24 protein-coding genes are annotated in these 20,844 nt (G+C 66.9%); 11 read left to right on the forward strand and 13 right to left on the reverse strand.

Features of this window, described 5'->3' with window-relative positions; translation table 11 throughout:
- Positions 1–7: 7 nt before the first annotated feature.
- The 4 genes from ACFXNW_RS25055 to ACFXNW_RS25070 form a co-directional block, all read right to left on the reverse strand.
- The gene (locus ACFXNW_RS25055) at positions 8–1,105 is read right to left on the reverse strand and encodes an adenosine deaminase (RefSeq protein ID WP_379420235.1); all 1,098 of its coding nucleotides are present in this window, start codon (positions 1,103–1,105) and stop codon (positions 8–10) included.
- 216 nt (positions 1,106–1,321) lie between these two features.
- On the reverse strand, positions 1,322–2,611 hold the full coding sequence (locus ACFXNW_RS25060) for a thymidine phosphorylase (RefSeq protein WP_379420236.1): 1,290 nt from the start codon (positions 2,609–2,611) through the stop codon (positions 1,322–1,324).
- Positions 2,612–2,732: 121 nt separating this feature from the next.
- A complete protein-coding gene (locus ACFXNW_RS25065) occupies positions 2,733–3,866 on the reverse strand; it encodes a class I SAM-dependent methyltransferase (protein ID WP_379420237.1) in 1,134 nt (377 codons plus the stop codon).
- A 99-nt stretch (positions 3,867–3,965) separates the two neighbouring features.
- A complete protein-coding gene (locus tag ACFXNW_RS25070) occupies positions 3,966–4,385 on the reverse strand; it encodes a cytidine deaminase (protein ID WP_379420238.1) in 420 nt (139 codons plus the stop codon).
- A gap of 312 nt (positions 4,386–4,697) precedes the next feature.
- Between ACFXNW_RS25070 and sdhC the strand changes: the two genes are divergently transcribed.
- The 6 genes from sdhC (at position 4,698) to ACFXNW_RS25100 (ending at position 8,933) form a co-directional block, all read left to right on the forward strand.
- The gene (gene sdhC, locus ACFXNW_RS25075) at positions 4,698–5,096 is read left to right on the forward strand and encodes a succinate dehydrogenase, cytochrome b556 subunit (RefSeq protein ID WP_379420239.1); all 399 of its coding nucleotides are present in this window, start codon (positions 4,698–4,700) and stop codon (positions 5,094–5,096) included.
- Between the two features lie 5 nt (positions 5,097–5,101).
- Positions 5,102–5,533, forward strand: coding sequence for a succinate dehydrogenase hydrophobic membrane anchor subunit (locus ACFXNW_RS25080; RefSeq protein ID WP_379420240.1), 432 nt, complete (start codon positions 5,102–5,104; stop codon positions 5,531–5,533).
- A gap of 16 nt (positions 5,534–5,549) precedes the next feature.
- A complete protein-coding gene (sdhA, locus tag ACFXNW_RS25085) occupies positions 5,550–7,316 on the forward strand; it encodes a succinate dehydrogenase flavoprotein subunit (protein WP_379420241.1) in 1,767 nt (588 codons plus the stop codon).
- The gene (locus tag ACFXNW_RS25090) at positions 7,316–8,089 is read left to right on the forward strand and encodes a succinate dehydrogenase iron-sulfur subunit (protein ID WP_379420242.1); all 774 of its coding nucleotides are present in this window, start codon (positions 7,316–7,318) and stop codon (positions 8,087–8,089) included. The genes sdhA and ACFXNW_RS25090 overlap by 1 nt, the downstream gene beginning before the upstream one ends.
- A 212-nt stretch (positions 8,090–8,301) precedes the next feature.
- On the forward strand, positions 8,302–8,502 hold the full coding sequence (locus ACFXNW_RS25095) for a type II toxin-antitoxin system VapB family antitoxin (RefSeq protein WP_379420380.1): 201 nt from the start codon (positions 8,302–8,304) through the stop codon (positions 8,500–8,502).
- The gene (locus tag ACFXNW_RS25100) at positions 8,499–8,933 is read left to right on the forward strand and encodes a PIN domain-containing protein (protein WP_379420243.1); all 435 of its coding nucleotides are present in this window, start codon (positions 8,499–8,501) and stop codon (positions 8,931–8,933) included. The genes ACFXNW_RS25095 and ACFXNW_RS25100 overlap by 4 nt, the downstream gene beginning before the upstream one ends.
- Positions 8,934–9,018: 85 nt before the next feature.
- On the opposite strand, the gene ACFXNW_RS25105 is transcribed toward ACFXNW_RS25100, so the two are convergent.
- The gene (locus ACFXNW_RS25105) at positions 9,019–9,903 is read right to left on the reverse strand and encodes a phenylalanine 4-monooxygenase (RefSeq protein ID WP_379420244.1); all 885 of its coding nucleotides are present in this window, start codon (positions 9,901–9,903) and stop codon (positions 9,019–9,021) included.
- A 192-nt stretch (positions 9,904–10,095) separates the two neighbouring features.
- Between ACFXNW_RS25105 and ACFXNW_RS25110 the strand changes: the two genes are divergently transcribed.
- Together ACFXNW_RS25110 and ACFXNW_RS25115 are read left to right on the forward strand one after the other, a co-directional pair.
- Positions 10,096–10,290 carry a type II toxin-antitoxin system VapB family antitoxin gene (locus tag ACFXNW_RS25110; RefSeq protein WP_379420245.1) on the forward strand — a complete coding sequence of 65 codons (195 nt, stop codon included), beginning with the start codon at positions 10,096–10,098 and terminating at the stop codon, positions 10,288–10,290.
- A 165-nt stretch (positions 10,291–10,455) separates the two neighbouring features.
- Positions 10,456–11,130: a RadC family protein gene (locus tag ACFXNW_RS25115; protein ID WP_379420246.1), complete on the forward strand. Its 675-nt coding sequence runs from the start codon at positions 10,456–10,458 to the stop codon at positions 11,128–11,130.
- On the opposite strand, the gene ACFXNW_RS25120 is transcribed toward ACFXNW_RS25115, so the two are convergent.
- From ACFXNW_RS25120 to ACFXNW_RS25130, 3 genes are read right to left on the reverse strand one after another with little or no spacing between them, the layout of a single operon-like run.
- Entirely contained in the window at positions 11,127–12,005 is an 879-nt protein-coding gene (locus ACFXNW_RS25120) for a metal ABC transporter permease (protein ID WP_379420247.1), read from the reverse strand. The two genes, ACFXNW_RS25115 and ACFXNW_RS25120, sit on opposite strands and share 4 nt — an antisense overlap.
- Positions 12,006–12,010: 5 nt before the next feature.
- Positions 12,011–12,748: a metal ABC transporter ATP-binding protein gene (locus ACFXNW_RS25125; protein WP_379420248.1), complete on the reverse strand. Its 738-nt coding sequence runs from the start codon at positions 12,746–12,748 to the stop codon at positions 12,011–12,013.
- The gene (locus ACFXNW_RS25130; RefSeq protein ID WP_379420249.1) at positions 12,745–13,686 is read right to left on the reverse strand and encodes a metal ABC transporter substrate-binding protein; all 942 of its coding nucleotides are present in this window, start codon (positions 13,684–13,686) and stop codon (positions 12,745–12,747) included. Before ACFXNW_RS25130 ends, ACFXNW_RS25125 begins: the two co-directional genes overlap by 4 nt.
- A gap of 112 nt (positions 13,687–13,798) precedes the next feature.
- On the opposite strand from ACFXNW_RS25130, the gene ACFXNW_RS25135 reads away from it, so the two are divergent.
- On the forward strand, positions 13,799–15,091 hold the full coding sequence (locus ACFXNW_RS25135) for a D-alanyl-D-alanine carboxypeptidase family protein (protein ID WP_379420250.1): 1,293 nt from the start codon (positions 13,799–13,801) through the stop codon (positions 15,089–15,091).
- 63 nt (positions 15,092–15,154) lie between these two features.
- Here the strand turns inward: ACFXNW_RS25135 and yhjD are convergent, their stop codons facing one another.
- Together yhjD and trpS are read right to left on the reverse strand one after the other, a co-directional pair.
- Complete coding sequence (gene yhjD, locus ACFXNW_RS25140; protein WP_379420251.1) at positions 15,155–16,177, reverse strand: inner membrane protein YhjD; 1,023 nt, start codon at positions 16,175–16,177, stop codon at positions 15,155–15,157.
- A gap of 42 nt (positions 16,178–16,219) precedes the next feature.
- Positions 16,220–17,257 carry a tryptophan--tRNA ligase gene (trpS, locus tag ACFXNW_RS25145; protein WP_379420252.1) on the reverse strand — a complete coding sequence of 346 codons (1,038 nt, stop codon included), beginning with the start codon at positions 17,255–17,257 and terminating at the stop codon, positions 16,220–16,222.
- Between the two features lie 134 nt (positions 17,258–17,391).
- Here trpS and ACFXNW_RS25150 point away from each other — a divergent pair, with 134 nt between their 5' ends.
- Positions 17,392–18,027 carry a TetR/AcrR family transcriptional regulator gene (locus ACFXNW_RS25150; RefSeq protein WP_379420253.1) on the forward strand — a complete coding sequence of 212 codons (636 nt, stop codon included), beginning with the start codon at positions 17,392–17,394 and terminating at the stop codon, positions 18,025–18,027.
- A gap of 80 nt (positions 18,028–18,107) precedes the next feature.
- Here ACFXNW_RS25150 and ACFXNW_RS25155 read toward each other — a convergent pair whose 3' ends face one another.
- From ACFXNW_RS25155 to ACFXNW_RS25165, 3 genes are read right to left on the reverse strand one after another with little or no spacing between them, the layout of a single operon-like run.
- A complete protein-coding gene (locus tag ACFXNW_RS25155) occupies positions 18,108–18,584 on the reverse strand; it encodes a barstar family protein (protein WP_379420254.1) in 477 nt (158 codons plus the stop codon).
- Positions 18,584–19,078 carry a ribonuclease domain-containing protein gene (locus ACFXNW_RS25160; RefSeq protein ID WP_379420255.1) on the reverse strand — a complete coding sequence of 165 codons (495 nt, stop codon included), beginning with the start codon at positions 19,076–19,078 and terminating at the stop codon, positions 18,584–18,586. Before ACFXNW_RS25160 ends, ACFXNW_RS25155 begins: the two co-directional genes overlap by 1 nt.
- Positions 19,079–19,133: 55 nt before the next feature.
- Positions 19,134–19,916 carry an exodeoxyribonuclease III gene (locus tag ACFXNW_RS25165; protein WP_379420256.1) on the reverse strand — a complete coding sequence of 261 codons (783 nt, stop codon included), beginning with the start codon at positions 19,914–19,916 and terminating at the stop codon, positions 19,134–19,136.
- 61 nt (positions 19,917–19,977) lie between these two features.
- Here ACFXNW_RS25165 and ACFXNW_RS25170 point away from each other — a divergent pair, with 61 nt between their 5' ends.
- Positions 19,978–20,838: an alpha/beta fold hydrolase gene (locus ACFXNW_RS25170; RefSeq protein ID WP_379420257.1), complete on the forward strand. Its 861-nt coding sequence runs from the start codon at positions 19,978–19,980 to the stop codon at positions 20,836–20,838.
- The last annotated feature ends 6 nt before the right edge of the window (positions 20,839–20,844 follow it).

The following is a 20,844-nucleotide window of genomic DNA, read 5'->3' on the forward strand; positions in this document are numbered from 1 at the left end:
ACATCTCCTAGCCCAGTAGCACCGCATACCCCGGCTTGATGATGTCGTCGATGATGCGCAGCCGGTCCGGGAACGGGATGAACGCCGACTTCATCGCGTTGATGGTGAAGCGTTCCAGGTCGCTCCAGCCGTAGCCGAAGGTGTCGACCAGTTTGAGCATCTCCGCGCTCATGGTGGTATCGCTCATCAGGCGGTTGTCGGTGTTGACCGTGACGCGGAAGCGCAGCCGGGCCAGCAGGTCGAACGGATGCTTGTCGAGTGAGGGCACCGCCCCGGTCTGCACATTCGACGACGGACACAACTCCAGCGGGATCCGCATATCGCGCACATAGTTGGCGACCAGCCCGAGCTTGGCCTCCTCGATCGCGCCAGGCACGTGGATGTCGTCGGTGATGCGCACGCCGTGGCCCAGCCGATCACAGCCGCAGAACGCCAGCGCCTCGTGAATGGACGGCAGGCCGAACGCCTCGCCCGCGTGAATGGTGAAGTGGGCGTGGTTGACGCGCAGGTATTCGAACGCGTCCAGGTGCCTGGTGGGCGGGTAGCCGGCTTCGGCGCCGGCGATATCGAACCCGCCGACGCCGAGGTGGCGGAATCGCACCGCCAGTTCGGCGATCTCCCGGGAACGAGCCGCGTGCCGCATAGCCGTCAGCAGGCAGATCACCACGATCGGTGTGCCCGCCTCGGCGGCCGCCGCCGCACCCTCGCGGAACCCGGCCAGCGTGTGCTCGACCACCTCGTCGAGGGTCAGGCCTTGTTCCAGATGCTGTTCGGGCGCAAACCGCACCTCGGCGTAGACGACGCCGTCCGCGGCAAGATCCTCCACGCATTCGCGGGCGACCCGGCGCAGGCCCTCGGGGGTCTGCATGACGGCGACGGTGTGGGTGAAGGTCTCCAGATAGCGTTCCAGCGAACCGCTGTCGGCGGCCTCGCGGAACCAGACGGCCAATGCGTCGGCATCGGCGGCGGGTAGCTGGTCGTAGCCGCAGTCGGCGGCGAGCTCGAGCACCGTGGCGGGACGCAGGCCACCATCGAGGTGGTCATGCAGCAACGCCTTGGGCGCTTGGCGGATCGAAGCAAGGGTCAGTGGCATCGGTCCAGTCATGTTCTGACGGTAGCCGCCGCGCGCCGAATCGGCAGTGCAGTCGAGGCGTGGTGACGATCTCGTTGCCGACCGGCCGGCTCCGGTTCGACCCGGCTCCCCGATTGCGCGCCACGGGTGCCGGCGCGGCAGGCCGGCGTGGACCGCTCGATGACCGGTCTCGACGGTTCCGCCGCCTCTGCGATCGATGAGGTGTCGTCTGGCTCTCCGGTGCGCGCCCTACATCGCTATGCGGTCGAGGATCAATGGCGCGGCGGTGGTGGCGGGCTCCGCACCGATCGTCACCGCGCCGGCCACCGCTGCGCGCGCGTCGGCAAAGGTTTCCGGCGTATCGGTGTGCAGGGTGAACAGGGGGCTCCCTGCACGAACCGTATCGCCGGGGCGGGCATGAATCTCCATACCCGCACCCGCCTGCACCGGCGCTCCCTGCCTCGCCCGGCCGGCACCCAAGCGCCAGGCAGCGATGCCGACACCCATCGCGTCGAGGCGGGTGAGTACGCCGTCCCGGTCTGCGCGCACGACATCGGTGTGCCGAGCTCGCGGCAGCGGCGCATCCGGGTCGCCGCCCTGGGCCCGGACCATCGCCTTCCAGTGGTCCATGGCTCGGCCGTCGGCGAGCGCGGCGGCGGGATCGGCGTCGAGCCCGGCGAGCGCGATCATCTCCCCGGCCAGCGCCAAGGTCAGCTCGACGACGTCGGACGGTCCGCCGCCGGCCAGTATCTCGACCGCCTCGCCGACCTCGAGCGCATTACCCGCGGTCCGGCCGAGCGGGGTGTCCATGCCGGTCAGCAGAGCCACCGTGCGCACGCCGGCGTCCTGCCCCAGCTCAACCATCGTCGTGGCCAGCTCCCGAGCGTCGGCGATGCTCTTCATGAAGGCACCCGAGCCCACCTTCACATCCAGCACCAGCCCACCGGTGCCCTCGGCGATCTTCTTGCTCATGATCGAGCTGGCGATCAACGGAATGGACTCGACAGTGCCGGTGACGTCACGCAAGGCGTAGAGCCGCTTATCGGCAGGTGCCAGGTCCGCACCCGCTGCGCACACCACCGCGCCGGCGGCCGGGTCGGCGAGAATTTCCCGCATGCGTGGCACCGCGAGGTCGGCCTGCCAGCCCGGGATGGATTCGAGTTTGTCCAGGGTGCCGCCGGTATGGCCGAGCCCGCGCCCGGACAGCTGGGGAACGGACGCACCGCACGCCGCGACCAGCGGTGCCAGCGGCAAGGTGATCTTGTCGCCGACGCCGCCGGTGGAGTGCTTGTCCACGGTCGGCCGCGGCAGATCGGTGAAGTCCATCCGCTGCCCCGATGCGATCATCGCCGCGGTCCAGCGCGCCGTCTCCCGCCGCGTCATCCCTCGCCACAGCACTGCCATCGCCAGCGCCGACATCTGCTCATCGGCCACCATGCCACGGGTGAAAGCGTCTATCACCCAGTCGATCTGCTCATCGGAGAGCTGCCCGCCGTTGCGTTTGGCAGTAATGATGGAAACCGCGTCCAGTGCCGTCACGACCGTCAGTCTGGCAGTCGGCTGCCTGTCGCGCAGCGTGCCGCTCTTCCCGCGGCAAGTAGCAGCCGCCGCCGGGGTCTTCCGCCTTTCGTGTCCGCGGTCGCAGCAGGTCCAGCCGGTATTACCCGGACAGCCGATAGAACCGCCAGAGCTCGTTGTCGATCGGCAGCTCGTCCACGCGGCCGAACCCCGCAGCCTGCGCCCAGCTCCGCACGGTATCCGGGCGCAACACGGTGCCGTTGGCAATATGCGTGGATTCCGCCATGGTCGCCGGAAGACAGTGCAGCACGCTGAACGCGTAGTTCAGCCGGTCCAGCTCGCCGGCGGGCGCGGTGAACTCCGGCGCGACCCGCTCGTCGGCCACCAGGACCGCGCCGCCTGGGGCGAGTACCGAGGCGAACGCAGCCAGCGCCTGCACGGGTTCACCCATATCGTGCAGGGCCTCGAACACCGTCACCAACTCACAGTGCGCCCCGGCGGCGGTTCGTAACGCGGGCACGTCCGCACTGTTGGCCTCGATAATCCGAATCCGGTCCGACAACCCCGCGGACTCGGCATTGCGACGAGCCTCGACGACCGACGCGGTATCCAGATCGACGCCGACCACCCGCGCCGCCGGGAACGCCTTCGCCAGCGCGATCGACGACCACCCGGAACCGCACCCGGCGTCGAGCACCACACCACCGCTGTCGAGCCGAGCGGCGATATCCGGCAGGGCGCGGACCCAGACGGCCAGCTCATGGGTGAACATCGGCCGGTTGAGGGAGGCGATACCGCGGCGGATCTCGTCGCCGAAGCGCTCGTAGCCGACACCCGTGCCGGCGCGGTAGGCGGCGGCGACCTCGGGCAGCGTCAACGCGATGCCCTCCACGCCCATCGCCCCGCCTGCCAGATGCAGCGGATCGGTCTCGTCGAGCAGCACCCCGACATGCGCCGCGGGCAGCGCGAATTCACGCTCGGCGGCGCTGCCCGCCGTCACCACATCGACGATGCCCGCTGCGGCCTGCTGCTCGAGCCATTCGCGGGCATAGCGCCGCGCGATTCCCGCGCTCGCGGCGAATCGATCGGCGGTCGTCGGTCCCGCGTCGTGGAGCGCGCGATAGAGCCCGAGGCGACGGCCCAGCTCCACCGTCAGCAATTCGAGCCCCGACAGCATGTCGCTGAACAGGCGTTCGGCGAGTGCCTGCCCACGCCCGTCGGTCTCGGCGCCGGGCAGTCCGGTGCTGATTGTCGAGGGGATATCGGTGCTGCTCATACGAACCTCTCGTCCGGAGCCCGGCCGGTTCGCGCGGGCGTCAGGAGATACGACGAGCCGAACAGGATCGGTTCGATTCGGCGATGAAACGGCCGCTCGTCAGCCGAGCGGCGACCGGCTCGCCTGGCCGGCATCCAGATCGTCAGGGCCGAAGGCGTCCGGCAAGAGTGCACCCAACCGCACCGGCCCGCGCCGATGATCCACGAGCAAGTCCGCTCCGCCGAACTCGTAGAGCACCTGGCGGCACCGCCCGCACGGCATCAAGATTTCGCCGCGGGAATCGGTCACCGATACGGCCAGCAAGCGACCCCCACCGCCGCTTTGAAAGTTACCGACGAGTACACATTCGGCACAAAGGCCGAGACCGTATGAGACATTTTCCACATTGCACCCGCTCACAATTCGGCCGTCGGCGCAGAGAGCCGCCGCGCCGACCGGAAACCGCGAGTATGGCGCATACGCATTGCGCATTACTCCAATTGCTTTGTCACGCAGGAGTTTCCAGTCGATTTCGGTCATCGTGAGCTCCCGTCGAACCGGCCGCACCAGGGCATGGGCGGGCCACCGCACAACCCCTCGCCTACCGAGAAAGGTAACCCTAACCTAGCGGAAATGCACGCAACGCGCGGCACTCCGAATTAGTTCCGCGATTCGGAGAGGATTAGAGTCCACAACAGATCGGTTCAGGTTCCCGGCGGCGGGCCGGAGCGCAGCCACATGAGACAAAACGCCTGGTGGCCGCGAGCTGGTTTTCCATCGGATTTCCGGCTCGAAGCGCCGGCGTCGGATCTGCGACCGGGTCCATCGACGACGTTGGAGGCACCGCACTCTATGACCACGATAGAAGCTCCGGCACAGCCGAAGCGGAAGACGCTGTACCGAGGCGACCCTGGAATGTGGTCCTGGGCGCTGCACCGGATCACCGGCGTCACCGTTTTCTTCTTCCTCTTCGTCCACGTTCTGGACACCGCACTGGTGCGCGTCAGCCCCGCCCTGTACGACGACACGATCGCTGTCTACAAGACCCCGATCGTCGCGCTCATGGAGATGGGCCTGGTCTTCTGCGTGCTGTTCCACGCGCTCAACGGTGTGCGAGTGATCCTGGTGGACTTCTGGTCCAAGGGTCCCCGCTACCAGCGCCAGATGCTCTGGGGCATCCTCGGCCTGCTGGTCGTACTCATGGTGCCCGCCATCGGCCGCATGGCCTTCCTACTGTTCACGGAGCACTGATAATTATGAGCGCCCCTGTACTCGGCAAGTCGTATGACCGCCCGGCGAGCTTGGACCTGCCCCGCTCCCCGCGCGCTCGCGCCAACAGCAACTTCGAGAAGTACGCGTGGCTGTTCATGCGCTTCTCCGGCCTGGCGCTGATCGTGCTCGTCATCGGCCACATGTCGATCATGCTGCTGCTCGACGGCGGCGTGAAGCGCCTGAACTTCGCGTTCGTGGCAGGCCGCTGGTCCAGCCCGTTCTGGCAGATCTGGGACCTTTCCATGCTGTGGCTGGCCCAGCTGCACGGCGGCAACGGACTGCGCACCGTGATCGCGGACTACTCCCGCAAGGACTCGACCCGCTTCTGGCTGAACACGCTGCTGGTGCTGTCGATGGTCCTCGTCATGGGCGTCGGCACCTACGTCATCTTCACCTTCGACCCCAACATCAGTTAGGAACAGGCCACCTCCGATGAGTGAATCCCGGATTCAGGAGCACCGCTACGACGTCGTCATCGTCGGCGCCGGTGGCGCGGGTATGCGTGCGGCGATCGAGGCCGGGCCCCGGGCGCGCACCGCGGTGCTGACCAAGCTGTACCCCACCCGCAGCCACACCGGCGCGGCGCAGGGCGGCATGTGCGCGGCGCTGGCCAACGTCGAAGAAGACAACTGGGAGTGGCACACCTTCGACACCGTCAAGGGTGGCGACTACATCGTCGACCAGGACGCCGCCGAGATCATGGCCAAGGAGGCCATCGACGCGGTGCTCGACCTGGAGAAGATGGGTCTGCCGTTCAACCGCACCCCCGAGGGCAAGATCGACCAGCGTCGCTTCGGTGGCCACACCCGCGATCACGGCAAGGCTCCGGTCCGCCGCGCCTGCTATGCCGCCGACCGCACCGGCCACATGATCCTGCAGACGCTGTACCAGAACTGCGTCAAGCACGACGTCGAGTTCTACAACGAGTTCTACGCCCTCGACCTGGTGCTCACCGAGACCGATCGCGGTCCGGTCGCCACCGGCATCGTGGCCTACGAGCTGGCCACCGGGCAGCTGCACGTCTTCCACGCCAAGTCGATCGTGTTCGCCACCGGCGGCTCGGGCCGGATGTACAAGACCACCTCGAACGCGCACACGCTGACCGGTGACGGTATGGCGATCGTGTTCCGCAAGGGCCTGCCGCTCGAGGACATGGAATTCCACCAGTTCCACCCGACAGGCCTGGCCGGCCTCGGCATCCTCATCTCCGAGGCGGTCCGCGGTGAGGGTGGCATCCTGCGCAACGCCGACGGCGAGCGCTTCATGGAACGCTATGCCCCCACCATCAAGGACCTCGCGCCGCGTGACATCGTCGCCCGTTCGATGGTGCTCGAGGTGCTCGAAGGCCGCGGCGCGGGGCCGAACAAGGATTACGTCTACATCGACGTGACCCACCTCGGCGAGGACGTGCTCGAGGAGAAGCTGCCCGACATCACCGAGTTCTCCCGCACCTACCTCGGTGTGGACCCGGTGAAGGAATTGGTACCGGTGTTCCCGACCTGTCACTACGTGATGGGCGGTATCCCGACCCGTATCCGCGGCGAGGTGCTGCGCAACAACACCGACATCGTCCCCGGCCTGTACGCCGCGGGCGAATGCGCATGCGTCTCGGTGCACGGCGCCAACCGCCTCGGCACCAACTCGCTGCTCGACATCAACGTCTTCGGCCGGCGCGCCGGTATCGCCGCCGCCGAGCACGCCGAGCGCAGCGAGTTCGTCGACATGCCGGAGAACCCGGCGCAGATGGTGCAGGACTGGCTCGCGCTGATCCTGTCCGATCACGGCAACGAGCGCGTCGCCGACATCCGCACCGAACTGCAGAAGTCGATGGACAACAACGCCTCGGTGTTCCGCACCGAGGACACGCTCAAGCAGGCACTCACCGATATCCATGCGCTCAAGGAGCGGTACTCGCGGATCACGGTGCAGGACAAGGGCAAGCGCTACAACAGCGATCTGCTCGAGGCCGTTGAGCTCGGCTTCCTGCTGGAGCTGGCAGAGGTCACCGTCGTCGGCGCGCTCAACCGCAAGGAATCGCGCGGCGGCCACGCCCGCGAGGACTACCCGGATCGCGATGACGTGAACTTCATGCGCCACACCATGGCCTACAAGGAGGGCGAGGACCTGCTGTCCGACATCCGCCTCGACTTCAAGCCGGTGGTGCAGACCCGTTACGAGCCGATGGAGCGTAAGTACTGATGACTGCTGTTGCCGAAGCACCCGCGTCGCAGGCGCCGGCCCCCGTTCCCGAGGGCTCGGTCATGATCACGGTCAAGGTGGCCCGGTTCAACCCGGAGGACGACAAGGGCGCGCACTGGGATTCGTTCCAGGTGCCGGTCCTGCCGACCGACCGCTTCCTGAACGTGCTCATCTACATCAAGTCCTACCTGGACGGCACCCTCACCTTCCGGCGTTCCTGCGCCCACGGTGTGTGTGGTTCCGACGCCATGCGGATCAACGGTGTGAACCGGCTGGCCTGCAAGGTGCTGATGAAGGACATGCTGCCCAAGAACGGCAAGTCCATCACCGTCTCCGTCGAGCCGATCCGCGGCCTGCCCGTGGAGAAGGATCTCGTCGTCGACATGGAGCCGTTCTTCGACGCGTTCCGCGCGGTGAAGCCGTACCTGATCACCACAGGTAACGAGCCCACCTACGAACGCATCCAGAGCCAGGCCGACCGCGCCCGGTTCGACGACACCACCAAGTGCATCCTGTGCGCCTGCTGCACCACGTCCTGCCCCGTGTACTGGACCGACGGCAGCTACTTCGGCCCGGCCGCGATCGTGAACGCCCATCGCTTCATCTTCGACAGCCGCGACGAAGGCGCCCGCGAACGCCTCGACATCCTCAACGACGTCGAAGGTGTCTGGCGCTGCCGCACCACCTTCAACTGCACGGATGCCTGCCCCCGTGGCATCGAGGTCACCAAGGCCATCCAGGAAGTGAAGCGGGCGTTGTTGTTCGCCCGCTGAGGTTCTTGGCGGATCCCGCGAGATCCACCGGCTGAACACGAAGGCCGCCTTCCCCAACCGGGAAGGCGGCCTTCGGCGTTTCGCCCCCTCCGCCGCCTCAGCGGCGATCCGTCGGGACGAATTTGCAACCATCCACAGGCCCCAGGGTCTCGAATATCTAACGATATATCCGCTACAACATTCGGAGACATATCGTGGGACCTATGAAGACCATGATCGACGTAGACGATGACGCACTGGAGCGGGCCGCCCGAGAGCTAGGCACCACGACGAAGAAGGAGACGGTAAACGCGGCGCTGCGTTTCGTTGCCGAGCGGGGACGACGTATCGACGCCGTGCTGAACGATCCGTACGGGTTCGGAGTCGGACCCGATATCGAAGATCCGGCGATCATGCGGCAGGCTCGCCGTTGAGGACAGCTGTTCCGCTCCGACTCCACCTCGTAGACACCTCCGCCACCGCGCGAATCAAGCATGAATCAGTGCGATCCGTCATCGCCGCGCTCATCGCCGACCGCGCGGCGGCTACCTGTGTCACCGTCGACCTGGAGGCTGGGTACTCTGGCCGGAATTTCGCAGATTTGCAGAATATCGCGCAGCGGCGCCGCGCTCTATACCAAAACCTCTCGATCAACGAGGCCATCGCCGAGCGGGCTCGTGAAGTCCAGCTCCTCATGGGGCGGACCGGGCATCACCGTGCTGCGGGGATCGTCGCTCTCCTGACGGCCGCGGTCGCGGAGTTCCACGGAGCTGTGCTCGTCCACTACGACCAAGACTTCGAGCACATCGCCACCGTGACTCGACAGCCGCACATCTGGGTGGCGCCGCAAGGCAGTATCGACTGACTCCGTGGCCTGGCAGTCGAGCGGTAACGGCCGCAGTTCCACCCAGTTCGAATGTCACCTCGAGCAGACCCGCACTTCCGATCGCTCAGCGTGCGGTGGCCAACCGCATCGGTGTGTCGTCGTCCATCTCGGCGAAGAATCCGCCGATCACGTCTTCGATCTCGCCGATCGACTCCGCGCAGTACAAAATCGGCTGGTAGTGGGTGATGTCGTAGGAGGCGGTGCCCATGGCGGCAACGTCGAGGGGGCGAAGTTCGGCGTGCCGGAATTCGTCGATCTCGCCGTAGGACGACAGCAGACCCGCACCATAGCAACGGATTTCGCCGTGCTCACGGACCACGCCGAACTCCATGGAGAACCAGAACACATCGGCGAGGAATTTCAGCGCGTGCTCGGTCTCCAGCCGGGCGACGGCCGCGCCGACCGTCTCGTAGACGGCGGCGAAGCGGGGGCTGGCGACCTGGTTGGCATGCCCGATCACCTCGTGGATGGCATCGGGCTCCGGGGTGTAGAGCGGTGCCGAATGATGCCGGATGTATTGCGTGGCATGGAAGATCCGGTCGGCGAAGGAGCCGAAGAACTCGCGCAACGGCACCAGCCCCGCCGCGGGGACGTAGCGGAATCCGGTCAGTGGTTCGAGCGCCGCCGACACCTCGTCGAGCTGCGGGATGTGGTCGATGGGCAGTGCCAGCCGCGCCGCGGCTTCCAGCACCTCGGTGCAGGCGTACGTGCGGTGTTTGCGGGCCAGTTCGGCCGAGACGATCCGCCAGACCTGCTGTTCGTCGTCGGTGTACTCGACCCGCGGCAGCGGACCGCCCGGCCGGTAGTCGAGCGCGAGCGCGGCGATGGCATTGCGCCTGGTTCGGTAGTCGGGGTCGTTCACGCCGGGATGCTCGTCGCTCAGATGCACCGTCACGTCACCCTCGCCGGTGCGGGTCACCGGCGAATAGAGCTGTGCTTCGCTGAACATACTTCGATGCAAGCACCGCCGAGGCATACTGACAACAAACACACGCTCAACTGCGCAAACTGTCTACTTATTGTGCGTAAAGCGAGCCTGCGCGCAAGTGCCGGACCGCGTGCAGGCCGTCTCGGCGGCGCCCATTCACCGCACATCGGCGCGGTTCATGGCGCAAGATGGCGAATGTATGAAGGAGGACGCATGCGGACCGTGCGAATCGATCTCGACCAGAAACTGCTCGCCGCCGCGGGGACCATTATGGGCACCTCGACCAACGCGGCGACCATCAACGAGGCGCTGCGCCGCATAGTTGTGCACGAGCGACAGCTTCGGCACCTGGAGAAGCTCGCTTCCGGTGATCGTGCGCGCGGCGAGCTGGCCGTGGTCGACGGATAGGCGCACTTTTCGAGGACACGGAGGACGGCCGTATCCGTCCATCGATCAGTGCCGGTGGCGTACGCCGCTGCACGGCCGCGGAATTCGACGCGCTGATCTGTCGGTGGGTGCTGGCATCATCTGGGCTGTCCAACATTCGAGGCATCGCCGCACCGAGGGGGAACGATGTCGGTACCCATCGCTGATCTGCCCAGTAGCCAGCGTCCGCGGGAACGGCTGGCCACGCTGGGCCCAGCTGCCCTCACCGACGGCGAACTCCTGGCTCTGCTGCTGCGCCACGGCAGACGCGGTGAGAGCGCCCTGGAAATGGCGGCGCAATTGCTTGCCGAACACGGCGGTCTCGCCGGACTGGCGGTGGCGCGCCCGGAGGAGCTCGCTATGCGCTGCGGCGTCGGCGCCGCCAAGGCGGCCTCGATCATCGCAGCCTTCCATCTGGCCACCCGGGCCCGCCGTGACACCGCGACCGTCACCTGTCTGCGTGGCGCCGCCGATATCGCGCGGGTCGCGCAGCCGTTGTTCGCGGGCGCACGGGTGGAACGGCTACTGGTCCTCGTGTGCGATGCGCGAAACCGGTTGCGGCAGCCGGTATTCGTGGCCGAAGGTGCGATCGACCAGGTGGCGGTCCCGGTCCGCGAGATCTTGAATACGGTGCTGCGGCACGACGGCCGCGCCTTCGCCATCGCGCACAATCATCCGTCCGGTGATCCCAGCCCGAGCGTCGACGACAGGCGGGCCAGCACCATGCTCATCGAAGCCGCCCGCACCGTGGGCCTGCGATTTCTGGATCACGTGGTGATCGCGGGGGAGCAATGGCGCAGCGCGCCGCCGCTGGCCGGCTAGGTATTCGCCGGGACGTTCGCGGACCGTCGGCGTGCGGCGGCCAGCCGTGCGCCGATCACACCATGGCGCGGCGCGAACAAATACACCAGCGCGAATGCGACACCCTGGGCCACGACGATCATGCCGCCGGAAGCGGTATCGAGGTGGTAGCTCAGATACAGGCCGATGACGGCGCAGGCGGCCGAGACCGTCGGCGCGATGACGAGCATCCGCCCGAACCGATCCGTCAGCAGATACGCCGTCGCCCCTGGAATGATCAGCATCGCCACCACCAGGATCACCCCGACCGCCTGCAGCGCGACCACCGACGTCAAGGCCAGCAGTCCGAGCAGGCCTGCGCCGAGCAGCCGCGGGCTCATCCCGATGGCGTGGGCGTGGGTGGGGTCGAAGGCGTAGAGGGTGAAGTCACGCCGTTTGAGGATCAGCGCGGCGAACACGATCGCGGCAAGAATGGCGATCTGCAGCAGATCCGACCGGCTGACACCGAGCAGATTGCCGAAAATGATGTGGTTGAGGTCGGTGTGGCTCGGCGTCACCGACACCAGCACCAAACCGAACGCGAACAGCGTGGTGAACACGATGCCGATGGCCGCGTCTTCCTTCACCCGGCTGGTGTCGCGAACCACTCCGATCAGCGCCACCGCGAGAAAACCGAAGATCACCGCGCCCACCGCGAACGGCGCGCCGACGATGTAGGCGAGCACCACTCCCGGCAGCACGGCATGCGATACCGCATCGCCCATCAGCGACCAGCCGATCAGCACCAGCCAGCACGACAGCACCGCGCATACCACGGCCGCGATCACGCTGGTGGCAAGCGCGCGCACCATGAATTCGTAGCGCAACGGGTCTACGAAGAAATCGACGAAGTTCATCGTGCTCACCGCTGTCCCATCACATCGAGACCGAAAGCGAGAGCCAGGCTTTCGGGCCGCAATGCCTCGTCGGGGTCGCCGTGCATCAGTACCTTCCGCATGAGCAGGACCGCCTCGTCGGCGAGTCCGGGCAGGGCGTGCAGATCATGGGTCGACACGAGCACCGTCGCCCCGTCGGCGGCCAGTTCCCGCAACAGGCCGGTAATGGTGGCTTCCGAGCGTTTGTCGACGCCGGCGAACGGTTCATCCAGCAGCAGAACGGTGGCGCCCTGGGCGATCCCGCGGGCGACGAAGGCACGTTTGCGCTGGCCGCCGGAGAGCTGGCCGATCTGCCGGTCGGCCAGCTCGGTGAGTTCGACCCGTTCCAGCGCGTGGTCGACCGCATCGCGATCGCTGCGCCGGGCACGGCGGGTGAATCCCATCCGGCCGTAGCGGCCGGTGGTCACCACCTCGCGCACCGACAGCGGAAACGACCAGTCGACGTCCTCGCTCTGCGGAACGTATCCGACCACGCCGGCCTTTCTCGCCGCGGTTGGTGTCCCGCCGCCGATGCGGACGGTGCCGCGGTCGGGGGTGACCAGGCCCATGATCGTCTTGAACAGCGTCGATTTGCCGGAGCCGTTCATCCCGATGAGCCCGCATACCCGACCGGATTCGACGGTCAGGTCGACCGCGTCGAGCGCGAGCACCGATCCGTAATGGACGGTGACGTCACTGACCTCGATGGCTGATGTATCGCTCATGGCTTGCTCCCGGTCAGTGCCGTGCCGATCAGATCGGCGTCGTGGCGGATGAGCTCCAGGTAGGTCGGCACGGGGCCGTCGGCCTCGGACAGCGAGTCCACGTACAGCACCCCGCCGAATGCCGCACCGGTCGCTTCGACGACGCGCTGCATCGGGGCGTCGGAGACGGTGGATTCGCAGAACACCGCAGGCACCTGGTTTGCGCGCACGAATTCGATCGCGGAGGTGATCTGCTGCGGTGTGGCCTGCTGTTCGGCGTTGACGGGCCAGATGTATTTCTCGGTCAGTCCGGCATCACGCGCCAGATAGGAGAACGCGCCCTCGCAGGAGACCAGCGCCCGCTGGTTCTGCGGCAACACGCTCAGATCTGCGACCAGCTCATCGTTCACCCGCTGCAACTCGGCCTTGTAGTTATCGCCGTTGGCGCGGAAGTCGGCGGCATGAGCCGGGTCGAGCTCACTGAACGCGGTGACCATATTGTCGACATAGGTCCGCACGTTCAGCGGAGACATCCAAGCATGCGGATTGGGTTTGCCCTGGTAGGCGTCCTCGGTGATGCTCATCGGCGCGACACCGTCGCTGACGGTCACATGTGCGGCCTCGGAGTCCTCGACGAACTGCCCGAACCACGCCTCCAGATTCATCCCGTTGTCCAGGATCAGATCGGCCTTGGCCGCCTTCTTGATATCCCCCGGGGTGGGCTCGTACCCGTGGATCTCCGCACCGACCTTGGTGATCGACTCGACCTTCAGATGTTCACCCGCGACATTCGACGCGATATCGGCGAGCACCGTGAACGTCGTCAGCACCGTCGGCTTCCCGTCCTCGGCCTCGATCGCCCCGCATCCGGTCGCCCCCAGCGCGACCGCACACGCGACGACAAACGCCCCGATTCCTGCCCAACGACGAAATCCAGGTTCGGAACGCACTCTATCCACTACCGAATAGTAATGTTCGGGGACCCGAAATTTCAAGTTCGGGAATGTCCCCGTGGCGTCGAACACCCGCCAGAAACGGTGAATCTCCCTGCGCCCGCTAGGCTCACGCCCGATGAACATCCGGGATCTTCGCCGCCGGGCTGCGGTGGCGCTGGCGGCGTTGCTGGCTGTCGGCACGGTAGCGGCCGGGGCGCCTGCGGTCGCCGCGCCTGCGAGCAGTGCAGGGCCGACGACGACGCCTTTCACCACGCCGAACACCGACAACTGCCCGCAGCAGACCTTGCCGCCCCCGCCGATCGACCTGTCGGAGGTCCCGAAGCCAGGGCAGCCGACACCGAAGCCGCTGCCGGTGCCGGATCCGCCGGTCGGCGGGAAGCGGTTGGGTGCGTGCGGGGTGGTCGTGCCGAAGGGGGCGCCGCCGGTGCCTGCGGAGATCTCGGCGACCTCGTGGATGGTGTCGGATATGGAGACCGGTCAGGTGCTGGCCGCGAAGGATCCGCACGGTCGTTATCGGCCGGCCAGCACGATCAAGGTGCTGCTGGCGACGGTGGCGTTGCGCACGCTGAACCTGGACACGGTGGTGACCGGTACACAGGCCGACGCCGACGTGGACGGCACCCGGGTCGGCATCGGTCCCGGCGGGCGCTACACCAACCGTCAGCTGATGCAGGCGCTGATCATGGCCTCCGGTAACGACGCCGCGCACGCGATCGCCGCCCAGCTCGGCGGGGACGACGCAGCGGTGGCCAAGATGAACGAGCTGGCACGGTCGCTGCGCGCGCTCGACACCCGCGCGGCGACCCCGTCCGGTCTCGACGGCCCCGGGATGAGCACCTCGGCCTACGATCTGTCGCTGCTGTTCCGCGAGGCGATGACGATCCCGCTGTTCGCCGAGCTGATCCACACCGAACAGATCGATTTCCCGGGATACCCGGCCGATCCGCGGATTCCGGAGGACAAGGACCATCCCGGCTTCCCGGTGGGCAACGACAATCACCTGCTCTACAACTACGAGGGCGCGCTCGGCGGCAAGACCGGGTTCACCGACGATGCCAGGCAGACCTACGTCGCGGCGGCCGAGCGCGGAGGGCGCACGCTCATCGTGACCCTGCTCAAAGCCGACGTGCTGCCGATCCGGCCGTGGGAGCAGGCGGCGCGGCTGCTGGACTACGGGTTCGCCCTCGACGCCGACGCCTCGGTCGGCGCGCTGCCGGGCCCGGACACCGAGGCCGAGCCCACCGGTGTCGCGCTCGCCGCGCCACCACAGGGTTCGGAGGTCGGGCACCTGGCGCAATCGCAGGGCGGACCGGATCGGGACGACCTGCGATGGGTGCTCGTCGCCGGCGGCGGAATCATGGTGCTGGTTCTGCTCGCAGGCGCGCGGCGAATCATCCGGCGGCGCTGACCTTCTCCCGGCACGCACCGAATACCACTGCGGTGCAGCCGACCCGACCGCCGACCGAGCAGCTCAGTCCTTCCGCCGCCGCAGCAGCGAAAGCCCCAACGCGGCAACAGCACCCGCCCCGAAGTAGGTCGCCCCGGTCCCGAACCGCCCGGCGTCCTGCATCCGCGGCCGGATCACCGCGGGCCCTGGCGCCGGAACCTCGGCTTCCCGCTCGTTCTCCGCGGCCGTAGCGGCCCATGCCGTGGCGAACAAGACAATTCGGTAGGTGATGTAGCTGAACACCATCAGACCGATCACCGAGCCGAATGCCGCACCGGCCGGACTGCTCATCACCGATTGCAGGTAGATCGATGCGATCATCTTGAACACTTCGAAGGCCAGCGCGGCCAATACCGCGGCCTTGGCCGCGCTGGCCAGCGTGACCGGTTCCCTCGGCAGCCGCGCGATCATCCACGCGAACACCGCCCAGGACGCCAAGAGCGCCAGCCCCGTCGACAGCAGCCACAGCACCACCCGCGCACCGGGCAGATGACGCATGCCTGCCAGCTCGAGCAATTGCCCACCTAGTCCGCTGGAGGCCAGGCCCGACAGGCCGAGCGACACCACGAACGCAAGGGCGAGGCCGATCAGCGCGCCGAGATCGTTGATCTTGGTGACGATCCAGTTGCCGTCCTCGGTCTTCTGTTCCCACTGTTCGGTCAGCGCGGCACGCAGGTTCGCCATCCAGCCGAGACCGGTGTACAGACCTGTCAGCAGGCCGAGTACGCCGACGGCGGTACGGGATTTGATGGCCTGATCGATGAGATCGTTGAGCTGGGTTCCCAGTTCACCGGGAATATTCTCCACCACCCGGTCCTGGATCTCGCCGAGCAACTCCGGATTGCCCGCCAGCACGAAACCGGCCGCGGCGAATGCCACCATCAGCAGCGGAAACAGCGACAGCACCGTGAAATAGGTGATGCCTGCGGCAAAGTAGTCGCCGCGCTGACTCTGATATCGCCCACCGGCGCGCACCATATGGTCGATCCACGGCCGCGCCTCGACCTGCCGTGAGACCGCCGCTTTGATGTTGTCGATCAACTGCACTGTCAGCCCCTCAGACGGACCTCGCAGCCGGAGTCAACGGGTCTAGCGGGTCAGAAAACCCACCCGGTCGTACACCTGCGCGAGGGTGTTGCCGGCGATCTCTCGTGCTCGCTCCGCGCCTGCTGCGAGGATGCGGTCGAGTTCGCCCTGATCCCCCAGATACTCTTCCACCTTCGCCTGCAAGGGCGTGACAAATTCGACCAGCGCGTCGGCGACGTCGGATTTCAGATCGCCGTAGCCCTTGCCTTCGTAGTCCTTCTCCAGGGTCACGATCGGGGTGTCGGTGAGCGAGCCGAGGATCACCAGCAGATTGCTGACACCCGGCTTGGCGTCGGGGTCGTAGCGGATCTCGCGTTCGGTGTCGGTGACCGCGGAACGAATCTTCTTGGCCGTCACCTTCGGATCGTCGAGCAGGTTGATCAGACCGGCGTCGGTGTTGGCCGACTTGCTCATCTTCGCGGTGGGGTCCTGCAGGTCGTAGATCTTGGCGGTGCCTTTGACGATATGCGCCTCGGGCACGACGAAGGTCTTCTTGAACCGAGAGTTGAAGCGCTGGGCCAGATTCCGGGTCAGTTCCAGATGCTGACGCTGATCCTCACCGACGGGCACCTGATGCGGCCGGTAGAGCAGGATGTCGGCGGCCATCAGCACCGGATAGGTGAACAGGCCGACGGTCGCGTTCTCCGCGCCCTGTTTGACCGACTTGTCCTTGAACTGCGTCATCCGGCTCGCCTCGCCGAATCCGGTGAGGCAGCTCAGGACCCAGGTCAGCTCGGCGTGCTCGGGCACCTGGCTCTGCACGAACAGCGTCGACCGCTTCGGGTCGATGCCGAGTGCCAGCAGTTGCGCGACCGAGCTGCGCGTGCGCAGGCGCAGCTCCTTGGGGTCCTGCGGCACGGTGATGGCGTGCATGTTCGGGATGAAATACAGCGCGTCGTAGTCGTCCTGCATGGTCACCCAGTACTGGAGCGCACCGAGGTAGTTGCCGAGATGGAACGAGGAGCTGGTCGGCTGGATCCCGGACAGGACCCGCTGTTTGCGTTCACCGGCGGCGACCGGGCTGGAAGCAGGACTGGACATGCCCCCGATCTTCGCATGCCGTCTACCGGTGGACCGAACCCATTTCCCGTCCGCCCGCGACCGGCGGGTGACGCACGCACCTGACAGGTCGTACCCGAGCCCAACCGTGGGCGGCTCACCCTAAGATCGAACCCGTGACTGCGCAGCGGACCTACGGCGGAATCTCGGCGGACGCACGCCGGGCTCAGCGACGTACGGCGCTGCTCGAGGCGGCGCTCGAGATCATCGGCACCCAGGGCTTGGCCAAGCTCACTGTTTCCGGGCTGTGCACCCGCGCCGGGCTCAACGAGCGGTACTACTACGAGAGCTTCGACAGCCGCGACGCCGTGCTGACGGCGCTGATCGATGGCATCGCCGAGGAGCTGGCCGCCGTGATCGTCACGTCCCTGCACACCGCGCCGGCAGACACCAGGGCGAAAGCACACGCGGCGATCACCGCGGGGATCCACCTGCTCACCGACGATCCGCGTAAGGCGGAGGTGGCGCTGGTCGCCGGGATGGCGACCCCTGAGCTGCGGGCGCGCACCACCGAAACGGTGCGGGTGTTCGCGCGCCTGGTCGCCACCGAGGGTGTCGAGTTCTATGGCATCACCGACCCAGAGCCGGATCCGGTGATCGATTTCCGGGCCACCTACCTGGTCGGCGGCCTGGTCCAGACGTTGACCGGCTGGTTGCGCGGCGATCTGCCGATCAGCCGCGACGAGTTGATCGAGCACACCACCGATGTCTTCGTGCTGCTCGGGGAAGACCTGGCACGCAGGCTCGGCTGAACCGGCTCCCCCGGATCAGCTGGTCCCGGGAACAGCCCGGCCGGACATGGACTGCCGCGCCGACCTGCGGCCGGCAATCCTCAGAGGTGCAACCCGACGGCGGGCAACGCCGCGGACTCGCCCTGCACGACCACCCGGAACACGATCTCGCGCCGGAGCCAATAGTCGGCGGTCTCGCTCAACGCTTCGGCAAGCCACTCGTACTCCCCCGGCGCGTCTGCCAGAACCTGACCGGCGTCGCGCACCACGACGACGTAGCCCTCGGCCGATCCGAGGCAATCGTCGAGATCACGAAGGCAATCGTCGAAGGCGTCCTTGTTGTTGCCGAAGTAGTAGGGGAACTGCAGCGCGGCTGCGAACTCGTCGAAGACTCCGGCCACGGTGCGCATCTTCTTCCCGCGCAGTTCCCGCACCCGAAATCCCGACGGCGCCTGATAACGAACACCGCTGAACTCCGGTGCGCCCACATCGAGCGCACCGAACACCGGTGCCGGGCCGCGCGCGCCGGGAGCCGACACCAGGTCCGCGGTCAGGAACTGCGATAACGCGATGGTCATCAGCGCATCCTCGTGAAGGTTTCGTAGTGGTCACCGGTGTACCACGCCGAACCGTCACTGCCGGTGACGATGCGTTCGGCGTCGCGGGAGCGTCCGGGTTGCTTGGGATTGACGTCCCACTCCTGATACGTGATCGCCTTACCGGCAGCGTCCTTGGCGGGCAGGTCGCCGCCGCGGTTGAAGAACCGGTCGCCGCCCTTGGTGCCCGGCGAGTTGGCCGAGCCGGGCCACCGGCCTGCGTCGATCTCCCGCAACGTCGTGTAGGCGCGATCCGGGACGCCGGGCGCTTTCGACGCCACCGGCGCGGCGGTCCCCTTCCCGGGGTCGCGCGGCACACCGTCCGGAGTGGCCGCACTGGTTGCGGCAACCCGGGTCGAAGTGGCCGACGCGTCGGTGGTCTTCTCATCACCGCCCTTGGTCGCCAGCAGCGCCACGACCACGGCGAGCACCACCGTGCCCAATGCCGACAGGACGCGGATGACCTTCGCTTTCACAGCTCCTGCTTTCTTCGGTACTGCACGTTCAGCGGTGTTACCTGAGACAGAGGGTTCAGCGGTATTGCACCGTGACCGGCGCGTGATCGGACCAGCGCTGGTCGTAGGCGTCGGCGCGTTCGACGACCGCCTGTTTGGCGCGTTCGGCCAGTGCGGGTGTGGCGAGCTGATAGTCGATCCGCCAGCCGGCGTCGTTGTCGAAGGCGCGGCCGCGGTAGGACCACCAGCTGTAGGGGCCCTCGCCCTCCGGATACAGTGCGCGCACCACGTCGACGTAGCCCGCCGCCAGTTGCGCGTCGATCCAGGCGCGCTCCTCGGGGAGGAAACCCGACTTCTTCAGGTTGCCCTTCCAGTTCTTGATGTCACGCTCGGTGTGGGCGATGTTCCAGTCGCCGGCGATGACATAGTCGCCGGTCCTGGCGCTCAGGTGCGCACCGATCTCGGCAAGGAACCGATACTTCGCCTCCTGACGCTCGGTACCGGCCTCACCGGTGTGCACGTACACGCTGGCCACCGTCACCTCGTCGAATTGGACCTCGATGAACCGGCCGGTCGCCGCGAATTCGCTGTCCGGAGTGATCGCGGTGCGCACCGCCCGCGGCGCCCGCCGCGACAGCACGCCGACCCCGGCCCGGCCCTTGGCGTCCGGTTCGGCGTGCGAGAGCTGCCAGCCCTGGTCGAGTGCGGGCGCCAGCGCGGCCGCGACCTGGTCGTCGGTCGCGCGGGTCTCCTGCAGACAGATGATGTCGGCTTCGGTGGCGGCGAGCCAAGCGAGCATGCCTTTGCCCGCCGCCGCACGCACGCCGTTGACGTTCACTGTCGAGATGATGTGGGGCACCCGACGACCGTACAATGCAATGCACCGACACTCCCCGAGGACATCGCGCCAGGAAGGGGTGATGACGATGACGTCAGGCACCTCCAAGCCCACTTCCCCACTCGAGCCGATCAAGGCACTGCACGTCGGGTCCGGTGACCCGGTGCTGCTCTTGCACGGTTTCATGCTCTCACCGCATTGCTGGGAGCAGGTCGCGAACCGATTGTCTTCGCACTGCGAAGTGTTCGCGCCCGCATTCGTCGGGCACTGGGGCGGACCCGAATTCGCAGGCCGCACGCTCGAGTTCCATGATTTCGCCGATCAGATCGAGGCGCAGCTGGACGAACTCGGTTGGCGCACCTGCCATATCGCCGGCAATTCGCTGGGCGCCTGGGTCGGTTTCGAGTTGGCGCGCCGCGGCCGAGCCCGCACCCTCACCGCGATCGCGCCCGCAGGCGGCTGGAATTCGCCCTCGTTCACCCAGATCCGGGTGGGCCTGAAGTTCGCGTCGCTGATTCCGCTGGTACAGCTGGGCAAGCGGCTGGGCGGATTCCCGGCGAACAACCGGCTCATCCAGCTGGCCGTCGGGCTCCTGCTGAGCAAGAACGTGAGCGCCGTGCCGCGCCGCGACCTCGCTGCCCAGATCACCGCCGCATTGCATTGTCCGGCGATGGTGCCGATGATCATCGGCAGTCTGCGAGCGTCGGCGATGAACGACGTGTCGGACCTGACGACCCCGGTGCGCCTGCTGCTCGCCGAAACCGACCGCATCATCCCCAATCGTGTCTACGCCCGCCGCTACCTGCGCGAACTTCCCGAATCCGCGGACCGCATCCTGGTCAACGGTGTCGGCCACGTCCCCATGCTCGAGGCCCCCGACCGCATCGCCACCCTCATCGCCGAACACATCTACGCCAGCCGCAACCATCTGCGCGCGGTGTGAGAATGC

Source organism: Nocardia sp. NPDC059180 (assembly GCF_042754945.1).
Lineage (GTDB): Bacteria > Actinomycetota > Actinomycetes > Mycobacteriales > Mycobacteriaceae > Nocardia.